General features: G+C 75.7%; 16 protein-coding genes. 8 read left to right on the plus strand and 8 right to left on the minus strand.

Annotated features, from left to right (window positions below):
- Positions 1-23: 23 nt before the first annotated feature.
- The 3 genes from D1J60_RS06295 to D1J60_RS06305 are packed head-to-tail and all read right to left on the minus strand — an operon-like array spanning position 24 to position 2,799.
- Positions 24-941: a hypothetical protein gene (locus tag D1J60_RS06295; protein WP_125820446.1), complete on the minus strand. Its 918-nt coding sequence runs from the start codon at positions 939-941 to the stop codon at positions 24-26.
- A complete protein-coding gene (locus tag D1J60_RS06300) occupies positions 938-1,252 on the minus strand; it encodes a hypothetical protein (RefSeq protein ID WP_125820447.1) in 315 nt (104 codons plus the stop codon). The genes D1J60_RS06295 and D1J60_RS06300 overlap by 4 nt, the downstream gene beginning before the upstream one ends.
- Positions 1,249-2,799 (minus strand): hypothetical protein, encoded by a 1,551-nt coding sequence (locus D1J60_RS06305; RefSeq protein ID WP_241253169.1) that lies wholly within the window; start codon positions 2,797-2,799, stop codon positions 1,249-1,251. The genes D1J60_RS06300 and D1J60_RS06305 overlap by 4 nt, the downstream gene beginning before the upstream one ends.
- Positions 2,800-2,879: 80 nt before the next feature.
- On the opposite strand from D1J60_RS06305, the gene D1J60_RS06310 reads away from it, so the two are divergent.
- From D1J60_RS06310 to D1J60_RS06320, 3 genes are read left to right on the plus strand one after another with little or no spacing between them, the layout of a single operon-like run.
- The gene (locus tag D1J60_RS06310; protein WP_125823896.1) at positions 2,880-3,638 is read left to right on the plus strand and encodes a 5-oxoprolinase subunit PxpA; all 759 of its coding nucleotides are present in this window, start codon (positions 2,880-2,882) and stop codon (positions 3,636-3,638) included.
- The gene (locus D1J60_RS06315) at positions 3,635-4,255 is read left to right on the plus strand and encodes an allophanate hydrolase subunit 1 (RefSeq protein ID WP_125820449.1); all 621 of its coding nucleotides are present in this window, start codon (positions 3,635-3,637) and stop codon (positions 4,253-4,255) included. Before D1J60_RS06310 ends, D1J60_RS06315 begins: the two co-directional genes overlap by 4 nt.
- 5 nt (positions 4,256-4,260) lie before the next feature.
- Positions 4,261-5,124 carry a biotin-dependent carboxyltransferase family protein gene (locus D1J60_RS06320; RefSeq protein ID WP_125823897.1) on the plus strand — a complete coding sequence of 288 codons (864 nt, stop codon included), beginning with the start codon at positions 4,261-4,263 and terminating at the stop codon, positions 5,122-5,124.
- A gap of 758 nt (positions 5,125-5,882) precedes the next feature.
- Here D1J60_RS06320 and D1J60_RS06325 read toward each other — a convergent pair.
- Positions 5,883-7,280 (minus strand): HEAT repeat domain-containing protein, encoded by a 1,398-nt coding sequence (locus D1J60_RS06325; protein ID WP_125820450.1) that lies wholly within the window; start codon positions 7,278-7,280, stop codon positions 5,883-5,885.
- A 342-nt stretch (positions 7,281-7,622) separates the two neighbouring features.
- The gene (locus tag D1J60_RS06330; protein WP_125605338.1) at positions 7,623-8,024 is read right to left on the minus strand and encodes an ankyrin repeat domain-containing protein; all 402 of its coding nucleotides are present in this window, start codon (positions 8,022-8,024) and stop codon (positions 7,623-7,625) included.
- A gap of 351 nt (positions 8,025-8,375) precedes the next feature.
- On the opposite strand from D1J60_RS06330, the gene D1J60_RS06335 reads away from it, so the two are divergent.
- On the plus strand, positions 8,376-8,570 hold the full coding sequence (locus D1J60_RS06335) for a hypothetical protein (protein ID WP_125605336.1): 195 nt from the start codon (positions 8,376-8,378) through the stop codon (positions 8,568-8,570).
- 203 nt (positions 8,571-8,773) lie between these two features.
- Positions 8,774-10,396, plus strand: a complete 1,623-nt coding sequence (locus tag D1J60_RS06340) for an ATP-binding protein (protein WP_125820451.1) — start codon at positions 8,774-8,776, stop codon at positions 10,394-10,396.
- A gap of 59 nt (positions 10,397-10,455) precedes the next feature.
- Here D1J60_RS06340 and D1J60_RS06345 read toward each other — a convergent pair whose 3' ends face one another.
- Positions 10,456-11,958: a PLP-dependent aminotransferase family protein gene (locus D1J60_RS06345; RefSeq protein ID WP_125820452.1), complete on the minus strand. Its 1,503-nt coding sequence runs from the start codon at positions 11,956-11,958 to the stop codon at positions 10,456-10,458.
- A gap of 181 nt (positions 11,959-12,139) precedes the next feature.
- Between D1J60_RS06345 and D1J60_RS06350 the strand changes: the two genes are divergently transcribed.
- The 3 genes from D1J60_RS06350 to D1J60_RS06360 all read left to right on the plus strand — a co-directional run bounded on the left by D1J60_RS06350 (position 12,140) and on the right by D1J60_RS06360 (position 15,081).
- Positions 12,140-12,910, plus strand: a complete 771-nt coding sequence (locus D1J60_RS06350) for a glycerophosphodiester phosphodiesterase (protein WP_125820453.1) — start codon at positions 12,140-12,142, stop codon at positions 12,908-12,910.
- Between the two features lie 66 nt (positions 12,911-12,976).
- Complete coding sequence (locus tag D1J60_RS06355; protein WP_125603819.1) at positions 12,977-14,359, plus strand: MFS transporter; 1,383 nt, start codon at positions 12,977-12,979, stop codon at positions 14,357-14,359.
- Between the two features lie 347 nt (positions 14,360-14,706).
- Positions 14,707-15,081 carry an RNA polymerase-binding protein RbpA gene (locus tag D1J60_RS06360; protein ID WP_007262928.1) on the plus strand — a complete coding sequence of 125 codons (375 nt, stop codon included), beginning with the start codon at positions 14,707-14,709 and terminating at the stop codon, positions 15,079-15,081.
- Between the two features lie 102 nt (positions 15,082-15,183).
- Here the strand turns inward: D1J60_RS06360 and fxsA are convergent, their stop codons facing one another.
- Positions 15,184-15,795 (minus strand): FxsA family membrane protein, encoded by a 612-nt coding sequence (fxsA, locus tag D1J60_RS06365; protein WP_125820454.1) that lies wholly within the window; start codon positions 15,793-15,795, stop codon positions 15,184-15,186.
- An 86-nt stretch (positions 15,796-15,881) separates the two neighbouring features.
- Entirely contained in the window at positions 15,882-16,646 is a 765-nt protein-coding gene (locus tag D1J60_RS06370) for a polyprenol monophosphomannose synthase (protein WP_042800610.1), read from the minus strand.
- Between the last annotated feature and the right edge of the window lie 223 nt (positions 16,647-16,869).

Genomic DNA, 16,869 nt, shown 5'->3' on the forward strand with positions numbered 1-16,869 from the left:
CGGTACGGGGGCTCTGGGGCGGGTCAGGCGTGGAACGGCAGGCCGGCGTCGGCCGCGAGTTCCAGGTCGTCGCCCTCGGGCGGCGGCAGGAGGGTGGCGGAGCCGTCGCTGACGGGGACCACGCCCAGTTCCAGGAGTTCGGCCATGGCCGCAGTGCCCGCCATGTCGCGGACCTGGAGCTGGTAGCGGGGGGTGGTCCGGTAGGTGCCGCCGGAGTCGTCGCCGGTGCGCTGGAGGAAGCCGGACTCGGTGAGGAAGGCGGCGGCCTTGCCGACGATGCCGGTGGTGGAGCCGGCCAGGCGGCGGGCGTCCTTGGTGGCGCCGGTCGCGCTGCGGCGGGCGTAGACCCGCCAGGCGGCCTCCAGGCCGGGGGCGTCGGAGGCCGGGTCGGTGTTCTCGCCGAGCTCCTCGGCGCGCTCCTCCAGGCGGCGGCAGGTCTGGCGGACGAAGGCGTCGACGCCGTTGACGGTGATGCGGCCGATGTAGCCGTCGTCGGCGAGGTCCTCCGGGCGGGGGAAGGCGAGGGCGGCGACGGCGAGGTGGGCGAGGCCGTGCAGGAAGCGGTCGCCGCCGTCGGCGGAGGTGCGGCGGGCGTAGTCGCCCATGCGGACGGCGAAGACGGAGTCCTCGCCGGCGGCGACGGCCATCCCGGCGCGCGGGGACACCTCCAGGACGACGAGGCCGAGGCCGGTGGCGACGGCGTCGGCGAGCCGCCCGAAGGCGGGGTCCTCGCGGTAGCGGCGCAGCAGCTCGGCGTACTCGGCGTCGCGGGCGGGGAGCAGCTTGGGCTGGAGCCCGAACCCGACGAGCCGGGCCGCGTCGGCGGCGTCGGCCGGGGTGAGGGACCCTCCGGGGGCGGGGGCGGCCGGTGCGGGCGCGGCGGGGACCGACGGGCCGTCGGGCTCGCTCCACGCGGTGTGCTCGGCGTGGTGGTCGCTCACGGGCGGGTCTCCTCGGTGGTGCGGGTGTTCCGGGTGCGGGTGTTCCGGGTGCGGGTCTGGGTGTTCGGGGTGCCGGCCCGGGACTTCGGGGTGCGGGCCTGGCCGTTCGGGGTGCCGGCCAGGGTGTTCGGGGTCCCGTCCCGGGACTTCGGGGTGCGGGCCCGGATGTCGAGGGTGCACGCCCGAGAGTTCCGGACGCAGGCCCGGGCGATCCGGGTGTGGGCCCGGGACTTCGGGGTCCTGGTCTGGGGGGTCGCGGGCGTGGGGGCCGGCACCGGGAGGGGGGCGGGCTGCGGAACCGGCGGGGTCATACCGACTCCGAGCGGTCCGCCGCCATGCCCGCCGCGTCCAGGAGGGCCGTGCCGACGATCAGGTCGGCGCCGCCGAACTCCGGGTCGTCGAGCCGCGTGCCGTCGTCCACCGCGAACAGCAGCCGCTCCTCGCCCTGCCGGTACGCCGTGCCCACCGCGGGGCTCGCCGCGTGGACGGCGAGCAGGGCGACCAGGTACGGGAGGTCGGGGTCGTCGCGGCGGGCCTCGGCGAGGAGGCCGGAGAGCCGGCGCGGGGCGTCGTGCGGCAGGTCCAGGAGCTGGGTCGCGGCGGCGAGCTGCTCCTCGCTGAAGCGGCTGTCGTCCGGGGTGGCGATGAGGTCCGGCTCGGGCATCTCCGCGCCGAGGTGCTCCCGTTCCACGGGCGGGGTGAGGAGTATGTCCACCAGGTCGGCGACCCGTACCGAGACGGGGGTGCGCAGGCCGGTGCCGGCGGCGAAGAAGGCGTCGGTGACCCGGGTGGCCTGCTCCAGCGGCAGCGGCATCAGGGGTGCCACGAGCTGGCCGTACAGGTCGATCCCGGAGCGCGGGGCGGGTGCGGCGAAGGCCTGGCGGTCCTGCTCGGCGCGGAAGAGCGGGCCGGCGTCCAGCAGCCGCGACTGGAGCTGGGTGTGCCGGCGGATGCAGTCCTTGACGATGTCGACGAGCTCCGCGGCGCGCCGCTTGTTCTCGGGGTCCTCGGCCTCGTCGCGGGCCCTGCGGATGTTGGTGAGGATCGCGTTCTCGTGCCGGTAGCGGTCGGCGACGTGGTCGAGGGCCTCGGCGATCATGTCGGGGACGGCCTGGAGCCAGTCGACCGCGCGGACGTTGCGCCGGGTCGCGTCGAGGGTGCGGCGCAGGGTCTCGGCGTACTGGACGGTGCGGTAGCGGGCCTGTTCGGCGGCGAGCTGGGCGTCGGCCAGCCGGCCCCGGCTGATCAGCACCTCCAGCTTGACCTCGGCGGCGATCTGGGCGCTGGTGACGTCCGTGTCGAGGGCGCCGACCAGGACGTTGACCGCCTCGTCGGTGGTGCGCAGGTAGACCGCGCCGCCGTGGCCGGGGACCTCCTCGATCAGCTTGAAGTCGTAGTCCCGGCGGACGTAGACCCCGTCGGGGCCGAACGTGCCGTAGACCGCGCGGAAGCCGCGGTCCACGCTGCCGACGTTGATCAGGTTCTCCAGGACCCAGCGGGCGACCCGCTCGTGTTCGGCGGCCGGCCGCCGGGGGGCCTGGGCGGCGACGCGCGGCAGCATCCGGAGCACTATCTGCTCGTGGTCGGCGCCGGTGTCGAAGTCCATGTTGAGCGTGACGAGGTCGATCGCGGACAGCGCGACCTCCGCCATCGCGTAGACCCCGTACTCGCCGGCCAGGTTGGCCTTGCGTACGTCGAGGTCGTGCAGCGGGGCGGTGCAGGCCAGGGCGCGGAGCCGCCGGGCGAGGCCCTCGTCGGCGGCCGGGCCCGGCGCCGGGGACGGAAGGGGTTTCGCCGGGGCTGGGAGAGTCACGTCGGAAAGAGTAGGCGGTGTCGCGGACAACAACCCAAACGGCATGGTTTCCGCCGGACCGTCCCCGATGGGTGGGGCGGCGGGGGCTGTTCTACCCTCACCGCATGGCTTCCATGATCACACCTCTGATCGACCTGAACGCCGACCTGGGCGAGGGCTTCGGGCGCTGGACGCTGACCGACGACGCGGCACTGCTGTCGGTGGTCACGAGCGCCAACGTGGCCTGCGGCTTCCACGCGGGCGATCCGTCGATCATGCGCCGGGTCTGCGAGCTGGCCGCCGAGCGGGGCGTACGGATCGGCGCGCAGGTCTCGTACCGGGACCTGGCGGGCTTCGGGCGGCGGTCGATGGACGTGCCGTCCGGAGAGCTGGCGGCGGAGGTGGCCTACCAGATCGGGGCGCTGGAGGTGTTCGCGCGGGCGGCCGGCTCCCGGGTGTCGTACGTGAAGCCTCACGGTGCGCTGTACAACCGCACGGTGCACGACGCCGCCCAGGCCGCCGCGGTGGTCGCCGGGGTCCGGCTGGCCGCCGGGGAGGCCGGGCTGCCGGTGCTGGGCCTGCCCGGGTCGCTGCTGCTGGGGGCGGCCGCGGAGGCGGGGCTGGAGGCCGTGCCGGAGGCCTTCGCGGACCGGGCGTACACCCCGCGGGGGACGCTGGTGCCGCGCGGGGAGCCGGGGGCGGTGCTGCACGATCCGGACGCGGTGACCGGGCGGGCGGTGCGGATGGCCGCCGAGCGGTCGGTGACGGCGTCCGACGGGTCCCCGGTGGCGGTGCCGGCGCGCTCGCTGTGCCTGCACGGGGACACCCCCGGGGCGGCGGGGCTGGCCCGGCGGGTGCGGGAGGCGCTGGAGGCGGCCGGGGTGCGGGTGGAGGCCTTCGCGTGAGGACGCTGGTGGTGGGCAGGGAGGCCCTGCTGGTCGAGGTGGACACCGCCGGGGAGGTCGCCGCGCTCCACGCCGAGCTGCTGCGCCGCCGGGACGCGGGCGAGCTGGGCGGCGTACGGGAGGTCGTGCCGGCCGCGCGGACGGTGCTGCTGGACGGGGTCCGGGAGCCGGGCGCGCTGGCGGCGCGGATCGCGGGCTGGGAGGTGCCGCCGCTCGCGGAGGCGGAGGGGCCGCTGGTCACCGTGCCGGTGCGGTACGACGGGCCCGACCTGGCGGAGGCGGCGGCCGCGTGGGGCGTCGCGGAGCGGGAGGTGGCGGAGCTGGTCGGGGGGATCGTCTTCCGGGTGGCCTTCTGCGGGTTCGCGCCCGGCTTCGGCTACCTGACGGGGCTGCCGGAGCGGCTGTGGCTGCCCCGCCGGGCGACGCCCCGCACGGCGGTCCCGGCGGGGTCGCTGGCGCTGGCCGGGGAGTACGCGGGGGTGTACCCGCGCTCCTCCCCCGGCGGCTGGCAGCTGATCGGCTCCACCGACGCGGTGCTGTGGGACCCCGCCCGGGAGCCGGCGGCGCTGTTCGCGCCCGGGGTGCGGGTGCGGTTCGAGGAGGCGGGGGCGGCGTGAGCGGGCTGCTGGTGCTGCGGGCGGGGGCGCTGACCACCGTCCAGGACGCGGGCCGCCCCGGGTACGCGCACCTGGGCGTGCCCCGCTCGGGGGCGCTGGACACGGGGGCGTACGCGCTGGCCAACCGGCTCGTCGGCAACCCGGCGGGCGCCGCCGCGCTGGAGACCACCCTGGACGGGGTGCGGGTGCGCGCACTGGCCCCGGTGACGGTGGCCGTGACGGGCGCTCCCTGTGCCGTACGCGTCTGCGGGCGCCCGGCGGCCTGGGGTGCGCCGGTGTGGCTGCGCGCGGGGGCGGAGCTGGACGTGGGCCGGGCGGAGCCGGGGCTGCGCAGCTACGTCGCCGTCCGGGGAGGTCTGGCTGCGCCGGCGGTGCTGGGGAGCCGCGCGACGGACCTGCTGTCGGGGCTCGGCCCGCCGGTGCCGGTGGCGGGGTCGGTGCTGGAGGTCGGCCCGCCGGGCCCGGACCCGGTGCCGTCCGCCGACGCGGTGGCCCCTGCGGGGGTGCCGACGGCGGAGCTGGTGCTGCCGCTGCGGCTCGGGCCGCGGGCGGACTGGTTCACGGGGGCTTCGCTGGCGGCGCTGCTGTCCTCGGCGTACCGGGTGTCCCCGGCGTCGAACCGGATCGGCCTGCGCACGGAAGGGGGCCCGGCGCTGGCCCGCGTGCGGGGCGGGGAGCTGCCGAGCGAGGGGATGGTGCTGGGGGCGGTGCAGGTGCCGCCGGACGGGCTGCCGGTGGTCTTCCTGGCCGACCATCCGGTGACGGGCGGCTACCCGGTCGTCGGCGTCGTCCCCGCGGGAGTGGCCCTGGACGCCGCCGCCCAGGCCCGCCCGGGCCTCGGTCTCCGCTTCGTGCCGGCCCGTCCCTGACCGCCGCCACTCGCGCACGCGCCCCTGTCGGGCCCTCCCCGGCCCCCGTCCCGCCGTGCGGGGCCGCCCCACGCGGCTCCGCACCGCCGCACCGCCGCGCGGCCCCGCCGCACCGCCGCGCCGGCACCGCCGCACCGCCGCGCGGCCCCGCCGCACCGCCGGACCGGCCCCGCCGCACCGCCGGACCGGCCCCGCCGCACCGCCGGACCGGCCCCGCCGGACCGCCGGACCGGGCCGCTCCGCGTGGCTTCGCGCCGCCGCGCCGGCCGTCGGGTACGGGGCGGGGCCGGGCGCCGCGGGGTCGTCCGCGGCCGGGTGGCCCGCCGCGCCGGCCTCCGGCCGTCTGGTGTGGGGCGGGGCTGGGCTCCGTGGCCGGGGCCGGTGGGTCGTCCGCGGCCGGGTGGGCCGCTGCGCGGGGCGAGGTCCCCTACCCGCCCTTCCACCGTTCCCAGGGGCGCTGCCCCTGACCCCGCGCCTCAAACGCCGGCGGGGCTGGAAGACCGGGCGCTGCGCGCCCGGTGCGCTCAAACGCCGCGCGGGCTGGAATTTCGCTGCGCGAAATCCAGCCCCGCCGGCTCCTCATAGCCCCGCCGGCGTTTGAGGCGCGGGGGTCTGGGGGCGGAGCCCCCAGGGGGCCCGGGGCGCAGCCCCGGGGAACGGGCGAAGGGCGGGTAGGGGACCAGCCCCGCGCAGCGGACCCCGCCCGCACCCGCGCGCCGCGCTCCCCGTCGGGCCGGGGCCCGGGGCCGGGGCCGGGGTTAGACCGCTGACTCGGGGGTGATGCGGCTGCGGACCGCCGACTGGACGTCTTCCTCCTCCGCCGGGTCCGCCGCCAGGCGGCGCAGCCGGGGGGCCACGCGGGCGTCGGCGGTCTCCGCGTGGCGGGCCGCGACCTCGCGGGTGGTCTCCTCGCAGTCCCAGAGGCATTCGACCGCGAAGCCCGCCGCGAAGGTGGGGTCGGTGGCGGCCAGGGCCCGGGCGGCGCGCCCGCGCAGGTGGGAGGAGGCCGTCTCGCGGTAGACGTGCCGCAGGACGGGGGCGGCGCAGCCGATGGAGAGCCGGCCCGCGCCGTCGACCAGCGCGAAGAGGCGGACGGAGTCCGGGCCGGAGCCGCGGACGGTGTTGCGCAGGGCGCCGAGGACCAGTCCGGCGTCGTCGGCGCCGCCGCGGGCCGCCAGGAGGGCCGCGGCGGCCGCTCCGAGGGCGTCGGGGCGGTGGACCCAGAGCCGGGCCCGGTCGAGGGCGGCGGGGCCGCACATGCGCTCGTAGGCGGCCACGGCGGGCTCGTCCCCGGCGGCTTCGACGAGGTCCAGGACGGCCGGGTTCTCCGGCTCCGCGAGGACCAGGTGGTGCAGGGCGGTGGCCCGGGCGGCCTCGCCGCAGGCTCCGGCGGCGGCCGCGAGGATGGCGGGCCGGTCCTCGGGGGCGGCCACGGCGGCGAGGCAGCGCGCGGCGGGCACGTGGAGCGGGGTGCCCCGGCGCAGCCCGTCGGCGGCCCAGTCGAAGACGGCCTGGACGCCCCAGCCGGGGCGGGGGCCGCTGGGGGTCATCTGGCGCTGCCAGCGGTCGAAGGAGCCCTGCTGGCGGGCCGCGCGCAGGCGTTCCGCGTAGAGGGGCGACTCCTCCCACAGGGCCCACGGGCGGGGCTCGTAGGCGTCGCGGACGGCGGCGGCCAGCCGCGCCTCGCCCTCGGGGGTGGCGGGGAACCGGGCGAGGACGGGTGCGGCGAGGGAGCGCAGTCCCGCGTCGTCGTCGCGCAGGGCGAGCTCGTCGAGCGCCCAGGCCCAGTTGGCCCCGGAGGCGGCGTAGCGGCGCAGCAGCATGAGGGCGTCGTCGCGGCCGTACGAGGCGAGGTGGCCGAGGACGGACAGGGCGAGGCCGGTCCGGTGGTCCTCTTCGTCGAAGAGGTCGTCCGCGCCGAACAGGTGGGCCTCGATCTCGCCGAGGGGGCCGTCGAGGTCCAGGTACAAGCGGGCGTAGTAGAGGGAGCGGTTCTCGACCTGCCAGTCCTGGCGCGGGTCGCGCAGGACGCACTGGTTGAGTGCCGCGAGGGCCTCGGACCTGGGCGCGGCGAGGGCGTGCAGCGTGCCGTCGCCGCGGCCGCGCTGGAGGAGCCCGAGCAGGGTACCGCTCGGCGCTATGACTGGTTCGAACATGGGAGTGGCCTCAAATCAAGCTGGGGACGCGACCGGGAATCGGGATTCACAGAGCCGCGTAACAGCATGTGAGGACGTCCGCCGTCTGGTTCAGCTCGATGTAGACCATTGCCTTCTCACTCTCGTCGGTGCTTCGCGACCACGGCGGCCGGTGCGGCAGGGGTGGGGGTGGGCACCCGTCGTGTCCAGCCCGGTCCTGCCCGTCCGTCATGTCCGCGAATCGAATCCGTCGCCATGATGACCCAGGCGGTTTGTGCGCCGCGACCACATTTAAGGGCGCCGTGACCAAGCCGTGAGGTGGCGGGGCCCGTCGGGGCCGGTCGGCGCCCCGGAAAAAGCGGACTACTTGGCTCCGAAGAGTTCCAGCAGGTCGGCCTTGTTGAACATGCGCGCCGTGTCCACGGCGGAGGGGGTTCCGGCGTGGGGATCGGCCCCGCCGGCGAGCAGCGCGCGGATGACTGCCTCCTCGCCCTTGAAGACGGCGCCGGCGAGGGGGGTCTGGCCCCGGTCGTTGGCGCGGTCCGCCTCGGCGCCGCGCTCCAGCAGGGCCGTGACGGCGTCGGCGTGGCCGTGGTAGGCGGCGAGCATGACGAGGGTGTCGCCGCGGTCGTTGGTGAGATTGGCCGGAACCCCGGCGTCCAGGTAGGCGGCCAGCGTCGCGGCCTCACCCTGACGGGCGAGGTCGAAGATCTTGCCGGCCAGTTCGACGACGTCCTCGTCGGGGGCGTCCTGGTGCTCGCTCATCGGTCGTACCGCCTTTCGTCTCCGGCTTGTCGGCTTGTCCGCCCCCGGAAGGAGTTTCCCCAGGCCGGGAGGGCAGGACGGCGCACGGCACTGCGTCCGTACGGGTGAATCGCCAGGGTAGCGCCCGCTCGGGGACATGACGGGGGCGGTCCGAGGCAAGGATGGCCTGGCGGCTGCGCCTCCCACACCGTGAGCGGCGGCCGCGCCAGTCAGGCGCGGCCGGTCAAGTGAAAAAAGCCAGGATTCACCCGTATGCACCTTTTATCGCATTGATACTTCCTGTGAGCCTGGAACAACTGATGGTGACCGTACCCACCCACCAGGAGCCTCGACTCAACAGGAGAACGTCACATGGTCCTGTCCATCTCAGGTGTCGTCCTGCTCGGCATCATCTGCTTCCTGTTCTTCAAGAAGGACGGGATGAAGCTGACGCACGCGTTCGTCTGCGGGCTGTTCGGCTTCTTCCTGGCCGGCTCCGCCATCGCCCCGAGCATCACGGCCAGTACGGCGAGCCTCGCGAGCCTGCTCGGCGGGATCAAGCTCTAGCCCGCTCGAGCTCCAGGCCCGCTCCGGCTCCGGGCCCGCCCCGGCTCCAGGCCCGCACGGGTGCCGGCCCCGCCGGGGCTCCGGCCCCGCACGGGCCCTTCACGATCAGGCCCGCGGCCTCGGCCGCCTGGGTTCCGCCCAGCCCGCCACCGCCCGGGCCCTGACGCCACCGTCCCGCACCACGACCACTCCAGGAGACGACCGTGGCCCGGCGCCCCCTCCCCCGCATCCTCACCAGCGGCACCGCGTCGCTCACCCGGGGCCGCGACCTCGCCCGCACGGCTGCCGACAACGCCACCGACGTGCTCCACCCGCTCATCGTCATCGGGCGCGGCCTGCGGGTCCTGGCCGCCGCCGGGCGGCGCAGATGGGCGGCGACCCCGAAGGACAAGCGGGGTCCGGCACTGTTCCTCGGGGCTGCCTGCGTCCTCGTGGTCGCGATCGTCCCCTACGGCCCCCTCGGCGCGCTGATCAGCGTCATGGCGGCCGCCGCCTGGCACGGGCGCGACCGGTCCCCGGCCGTCGCCGGACCCGGCGACGCGGAGGCCGAGCGGCTGCGCTCGCTGTACGAGGCGCTGGTGCCGTACTTCTCCGCCCCCGAGGACCCCAGCCCGCTGTTCTCCCACGGCGGGGCCTGGGAGGAGGCCTTCAGCGGCTACGAGTTCGACGGCGCGGGCCGGGTGAGCCGGCTCCGCATCCGCTACCCCGCCTACTTCACCGACGGCGAGACCGCCTCGCGGGCCCGGATCGAGGCCCTGCTGCACGCCAAGGCCGGGCGCGGGCGGGAGTACCTCTTCGACTGGGACGAGGAGGGAAACCAGCTCGACCTGCGGGTGCTGGCCGCGCTGCCCACAGACATCGCGGCCCAGCGCTTCGTGACCTCGCCGGGCGAGACCGTCCTCGGCTTCACCGACCCCGGCGGCGTGCAGCGCACCGTTCCCGTACTGGAGGGGGAAGAGCCGGCCGACGTGCCGCCCGTGATCTGGCGCACCGGACCGCGCTCCGCCGAACCGCACCTGCTGGCCGTCGGCCAGCCCGGCAGCGGCACCTCCACCCTGCTGCGCTCGATCGCTCTCCAGGCGCTGGGCCAGGGCGGTGACGTGATGATCGTCGAGGGCGGCGGCAGCGGCGAGTACGCGTGCCTGGCCGGCCGGGCCGGCGTGCTCGCCGTCGAGTGCGGCCCCGCGGGGGCGCTGGCGTCCGTCGAGTGGGCGGCGCACGAGACCGAGCGGCGGCTGATCGCCACGCACCGGGCGCGGGAGGCGGACCGCCCCGCGCCCGAGGACTCCCGGCGCCCGCTGTGGATCCTGCTGGACCGGCCCAGCGTGCTCGCGCACCTGGCCGCGGCCGACGGGCGCCCGGACCCGCTCGCCCCGTTGCAGGTGCCGCTGCGGCACGGACGCGCCGCGCACGTCACGGTGGTCGTCGCCGAGCACTTCGACCACCTGGAGCTGCTGAACGACGCCGTCTGGCAGCACACCCGCGCCCGGGTCGTCCTGGGGCCCGCCCCGGTCCAGCAGGTCGCCGACGTACTGGGGCTGCCGCCGCACACCACCCCGCCGCCCCAGCTGCCGCCGGGCCGGGGGTACGCCCGGCTCGGCACCGGCCCCGTGCACCGCCTCCAGGTGCCGGCCACGCCGGACCCGTACGACGACGCCGCGCACCCCGCCCACCGGCAGGCGGTGCTGGAACTGCTGCCGGAGCGGCAGGCGCCGGGCCGGGGCGGCGAGGGGCCGCCGGTGCCGTGCAGGCCGCTCCAGGTCCAGCCGCAGCCCTCCTCGATCGACGCCTCGCAGGCCCCGGAGGTCCCGGCCGAGACACCGTAGGGAGGCCCGCTGAGCCCTCCTCCCGGCGGAGACGCCGCAGGAGGCCCGCCGGGGCCTCCCTACGCGACGAAGGTGCGCGGGGGCTCCGCCCCGCCGCCGCCCGCGCCCGTGCCGACCAGCCGGGCCGCGGCGGCCAGGCGGGCGGCGGCCTCCTCGGCCACCGGCCCGCCGACCGTGAACGGCAGCCGGACGTAGCCCTCGAAAGCCCCGTCCACGCCGAACCGGGGCCCCGAGGGGACGCGGACGCCGACCCGCTCCCCCACCTCGGCCAGCCGCGACCCGGACAGGCCGCCGGCCCGGGCCCACAGCGTGAGCCCGCCGCCGGGCACCTCGTACTCCCAGTCCGGCAGCTCCCGGCGCACCGCCCCGACCAGCGCGTCCCGGTTCTCCCGGGCCTGGGCGCGGCGCATCCCGACGGCCTCCTCCCAGCCGCCGGTGCGCATCAGCCAGTTCACCGCGAGCTGTTCCAGCACCGGGGTGCCCAGGTCCGCGTACGCCCGTGCGGCGACCAGGCTGCGGATGACGTCGGGGGCCGCGCGGACCCAGCCGATCCGCATGCCCGCCCAGAAGGCCTTGCTGGCGGAGCCGACGGTGATCACCGTGGAGCCGGCCGGGTCGAAGGAGCAGACCGGGCGGGGCATGACGAGGTCCGGGTCCAGCCGGAGTTCGGCCATGGTCTCGTCGGCGATCAGCACGGTCCCGGCGGAGCGGGCCGCCTCGACCATCGCGCGGCGCCTGTCCTCCGAGGCCAGGGCGCCGGTCGGGTTGTGGAAGTCGGCGACGACGTAGGCCAGGCGGGGGGCCGAGTCGCGCAGCACCTGCCGCCAGACGTCCATGTCCCAGCCGGTCAGCCCCGGCCCCATCGCCACCGGCACGAGGCGGGCCTCGGCGGCGCGCATCAGCTGGAGGATGTTGGCGTAGGAGGGGGACTCCACGGCGATCCGCTCGCCCCGGCCGGCGAAGAGGCTGCAGATGGCGTCTATGGCGCCCATCGCGCCGGTGGTGACCATGATCTGCTCGGGCATGGTGGGGATGCCCCGCTCGGTGTAGCGGTCGGCGAGCATCCGGCGCAGCGCGGGCAGGCCCGCCGGGTAGTCCCCGTGGGTGTGCGCGTAGGGCGGGAGTTCCTCCAGGGCGCCCTGGACGGCCTTGGTCAGCCAGGGCTCGGGGGCCGGGAGGGCGGCGCAGCCCAGGTCGATCATCGAGCCGAGGGACTCGGGGGGCAGCGGCTCCAGGCCGCGGGCCGGCAGCGGGTTCCCGGCCGGTACGGAGGTCCAGCTGCCCGCGCCCCGGCGGGACTCCAGGAAGCCCTCCCCGCGCAGGGCCTCGTACGCGGCGGCGACGGTGGTGCGGCTGAGCGACAGGGCGGCGGCCAGCTCCCGCTCGGCGGGCAGCCGGGCGGCGACGGGCACGCGGCCCTCCAGGACGAGCAGCCGGATGCCGTCGGCGAGGGTGCGGTACGCGGGCGGCTTGCGGGCGCCGGGCGGCGCGGGCCGGTCCTGTTGGGAGCCGATGAGCCGGGCGAGCTGTGCGGCACCGACCGCTGAGGTCCACTGAGCCATGGCGTCCGGTCCACCTTCGTCGGATTGGCCCCCGGACGGGCGTCCCGGGGCCGGTATTGGATTGTTCGCGGGGCCCCAGAGTGTCACGGGCCGGCCCAGGGGGGCCAGGGGGGTGCCGCGCGGGCGCGGGGCCAGGACGCGCCGCTCCCGCGGGGCCGGGCGCATTGGGCATACTGCGGCCGTGACTCACGTACGCCTCCGGCACCCCTACCTGGACCATCCGGCTCCGATCCCCTTCGCCCACCGGGGCGGGGCCGCGGACGGGCTGGAGAACACCGCGGCCGCCTTCCGCAGGGCCGCCGGGGCGGGCTACCGGTACTTCGAGACCGATGTGCACGCGACGGCGGACGGGAAGCTGGTGGCCTTCCACGACGCCAGGCTGGACCGGGTCACCGACATGAGCGGCCGGATCCGGGAGCTGCCCTGGAGCCGGGTGCGCGAGGCCCGGGTGGCGGGGACCGAGCCGCTGGCCCTCTTCGAGGACCTGCTGGAGCAGTTCCCGGACGCCCGCTGGAACGTGGACGTCAAGGACGAGTCGGCCCTGCACCCGCTGGTGAACCTGATCGCGCGGGCCGGGGTCTGGGACCGGGTGTGCGTCGGCTCCTTCTCGGAGAGCCGGGTGGCCCGGGCGCAGAAGATCGCGGGGCCCCGGCTGGCGACCTCGTACGGGGTGCGCGGGGTGGTCGGGCTGCGGCTGCGGTCCTTCGCGATCCCGGCGGCCCTGCGCGTCGGCGCGGTGGCGGCCCAGGTCCCGGAGACCCAGGCGGGCATCCGCGTGGTCGACCGGCGCTTCGTACGGACCGCGCACGCGCGCGGGCTCCAGGTGCACGTGTGGACCGTGAACGAACCGGAACGCATGGAGGCTCTCCTCGACCTGGGCGTCGATGGCATCATGACCGACCGGATCGACATCTTGCGCACGGTGCTGGACCGGCGCGGCGCCTGGGCCTGACACGGCCGCGGCCGCCGCGCGGCGCCCGCGGCCGTGCGGTACGGGGAACAGCGAGGGGGCTCTCGAATGAGCGCGCAGACGACGGACGGGGCGGAGCCCGGGGCCGAGGACGGCAGACCGTCAGCGGAGGCGGCGGCCGCCCGCAAGCGGGAACAGCGGGGCTGGTACTTCTACGACTTCGCCGTGTCCGTGTACTCGGCGAGCGTGCTCACGGTGTTCCTGGGCCCGTACCTGACCTCGGTGGCCAAGGCGGCCGCGGACGCCGAGGGCTACGTGCACCCCCTGGGGATCCCGGTGCGGGCCGGGTCCTACTTCGCGTACTCGGTGTCGGCGTCGGTGATCCTCGCCGTGCTGCTGATGCCGCTGGCCGGCGCGGTCGCCGACCGGACGGGCCGCAAGAAGCCGCTGCTGGCGGTGGCCGCGTACACCGGTGCCACGGCGACGGCGGCGATGTTCTTCCTCGGCGGGGAGCGCTACCTGCTGGGCGGGTTCCTGCTGATCGTGGCGAACGCGGCCCTGTCGGTGTCGATGGTGCTCTACAACGCCTACCTGCCGCAGATCTCCACCCCGGACGAGCGGGACACCGTCTCCTCGCGGGGCTGGGCCTTCGGCTACACGGCGGGCTCGCTGATGCTCGTGGTGAACCTGGTGCTGTACCTGGGCCACGACTCCTTCGGCCTCTCCGAGGGCGACGCGGTACGGGTCTGCCTGGCCTCGGCGGGCCTGTGGTGGGGGGCCTTCGCACTGATCCCGCTGCGCCGGCTGCGGGACCGTGCGGTGGTCCGGGAGGCGGGCGGCGCGCCGGCCGTCAGCGGCTGGAAGCAGCTGGTGGCCACCTTCAAGGACATGCGGCGCTACCCGCTGACCCTGTCGTTCCTGCTCGCGTACCTGATCTACAACGACGGCGTGCAGACCGTGATCTCCCAGGCCTCGGTCTACGGCTCCGAGGAGCTGGAGCTGGAGCAGTCCACGCTGATCGGCGCGGTGCTGCTGGTCCAGGTGCTGGCGGTGGCGGGCGCGCTGGCGATGGGCCGGCTGGCCCGCACGTACGGGGCGAAGCGGACGATTCTGGGCTCGCTGGCCGCGTGGGCGCTGACGCTGGCCGCGGGGTACTTCCTGCCGGCCCGGACCCCGGTGTGGTTCTTCGCGCTCGCGGCGATGATCGGGCTGGTGCTGGGCGGCAGCCAGGCGCTGTCGCGTTCGCTGTTCTCGCACCTGGTTCCGGCGGGCAAGGAGGCCGAGTACTTCTCGGCGTACGAGATGAGCGACCGGGGGCTGAGCTGGGTGGGGCCGCTGGTCTTCGGCCTGACGTACCAGGTGACGGGCAGCTACCGGGACGCGATCATCTCGCTGGTGGTGTTCTTCGCACTGGGTTTCGTGCTGCTCGCGCGGGTGCCGGTGCGGCGCGCGGTGGAGGCGGCGGGCAATCCTGTTCCGGTACGCCTGTGAAGCGCGGATCCGGACCCGGGCGGGCCCGGATCCGACCCCTCCGCCGCCCGCCCGGGATCCGGACTCACGAACGAATCCCGAACGAATTTCGACGTTGTGGCAAAGGGCCGGTAGTGTACGCCTTTGGCCTGCCAGGCGGACCGTTACTGCGCGCACAAGAAGTGTAGACGTTGGGTGACATCTGCTGCCAGATGTGACAAAACGGGCAGTGGTGGGTACAACAAGGGGCGGCACGACGGGCGACGCATTGACCCGGAGCGGGAATCTATACCGCCGACCGGACGTTGACCGGATGACGACGACAGCGACACCTGTCCTGTGGGCGACAAGCCCGGGAGGCACGATTCATGAGTGAGCGAGCTCTCCGCGGTACGCGGCTCGTGGTTACCAGCTACGAGACGGACCGCGGCATCGATCTGGCCCCGCGCCAGGCGGTGGAGTACGCATGCCAGAACGGACATCGATTTGAGATGCCGTTCTCGGTTGAGGCAGAGATTCCGCCGGAGTGGGAGTGCAAGGCGTGCGGCGCCATGGCACTCCTGGTGGACGGGGACGGGCCCGAAGAGAAGAAGGGCAAGCCTGCGCGAACGCACTGGGACATGCTCATGGAGCGGCGCACCCGCGAGGAGCTGGAGGAGGTGCTGGCCGAGCGGCTGGCCGTCCTGCGCTCCGGCGCCATGAACATCGCCGTGCATCCGCGCGACAGCCGCAAGTCCGCCTGACCCGCGGACACCGTGCAGTAGCCGAGGGGCCCCGCCACATCAGTGGCGGGGCCCCTCGGCTTTCGCGTGTGCCGCTCCCGGGCCCGCCGGCGCGGCCGCCCGCTACGGTGCCAGCGGGGGGCGGTAGGCGGCGTCCGGCCCCGGCGAGCGCGGGGGGCCGTCCTCACGGATCACCTCGCCCTGGACGACCTTGCCGTCGGGGTGGTGGATCCGGGCCCGGGTGAAGGCGTCGCCGAAGCCGCCCGGGGCGCCCGCGGCCATCTTCCGCTCCAGGGTGCGCTCGGCCCGGCGGCCCGCGAAGGCCCGTACGGGCGGCAGCAGCAGGAGCAGGCCGGCCAGGTCGGAGAGCAGGCCCGGCATGATCAGCAGCAGGCCGGCCAGCATGGTCATCGCGTTCCCGGAGCCCCTGGGGGGCTGCGGGGCGGTCGGTATGCCGCCCGCCATCGCCTGCTCCTGGGCCTGCTGGAAGCTGCGGGTGAGGTTCTTGAAGGCACGGCGTCCGGCCCGCTTGATGACCACCACGCCGAGCACCAGGCCGCCGGCGAGGAGCGCCGCCACGGTGAACCCGCCGGCCGCCCCGGCGACCAGGCTGAGCAGCCAGATCTCCAAGATCAGCCAGGCGGCGACCGCCAGGGGGATGAAGGTGCGGGCGGGCGAGCGCCGCCGGGGGGCCGTCGGAGTGCCCGTGCTCGAAGGGCCGATGCCGGTCGTCATACACCCAGTGTGCCTGGACCACCGTAAAACCGGGCTCAGCCGGAGGTACCGGGCATCCCCTAGGGGACGCCCGGCGCCCGAGGGGGTCAGCGGCGCTTGCCGGCCAGCTTGGCGGCGCGCTCCTTCAGGCCCCACTGGGTGACCCGCAGGAGGGCCTCGACCACGATGTCCTTGCTCATCTTGCTGTCGCCCAGCTCGCGCTCGACGAAGGTGATGGGCACCTCCACGACCCGGAAGCCCTTGCGGACGGCCCGGCGGGCCAGGTCCACCTGGAAGCAGTAGCCCGCCGAGGCGACCTCGTCGAGGCCGAGCCCCTCCAGGGTCTCGCGGCGGAAGGCCCGGTAGCCGCCCGTCACGTCGCGGATCGGGACGTCCAGCATGAGCCGGGAGTACGTGGACCCGCCGCGGGAGAGGAACTCGCGGCTCTTGGGCCAGTTGACGACGCGGCCGCCCGGCACCCAGCGGGAGCCGAGCACCAGGTCGGCGCCGCCCAGCGCGGTGAGCAGCCGGGGCAGCTCCTCCGGCTGGTGGGAGCCGTCGGCGTCCATCTCGACGATGACGCCGTAGCCGTTCTCCAGGCCCCAGGCGAAGCCCGCGAGGTAGGCGGCGCCAAGGCCTTCCTTGCCCTTGCGGTGCATGACGTGGACGTGGTCGTCGGCGGCCGCCAGCTCGTCCGCGAGCTTGCCGGTCCCGTCGGGACTGTTGTCGTCCGCGACCAGGATGTGGGCCTCGGGGACGGCGGCGCGGACCCGGCCGGTGATCAGGCCGATGTTCTCGGCCTCGTTGTACGTCGGAATGATCACCAAGGTGGTGCCGAGCGGTCCGTACGTCCGCTGCCCGCCGTCGCTCACTTGTACCCCTTGTGTGTTCTTCGTCCGTCCCGTCACGACAGGATGATTTTAGAACAGCCGGCGACCGGGACCGGCGGCCCTTCGGGCCGGACCGGCTCCCGCTGGCTGCGGGCCGCCGTGACCGTTGTCTACTGGGCCGCCGGGCCCGGTCCGGGGCCACCCTCCGGCACGCGCCGGGAGCCGCCCCGGCCGGCGAAACCTTCCCTCGCCCCCGGGGCGCGGG

The organism is Streptomyces sp. W1SF4, from assembly GCF_003950035.1.
In the GTDB taxonomy this organism is placed as follows: domain Bacteria; phylum Actinomycetota; class Actinomycetes; order Streptomycetales; family Streptomycetaceae; genus Streptomyces; species Streptomyces racemochromogenes.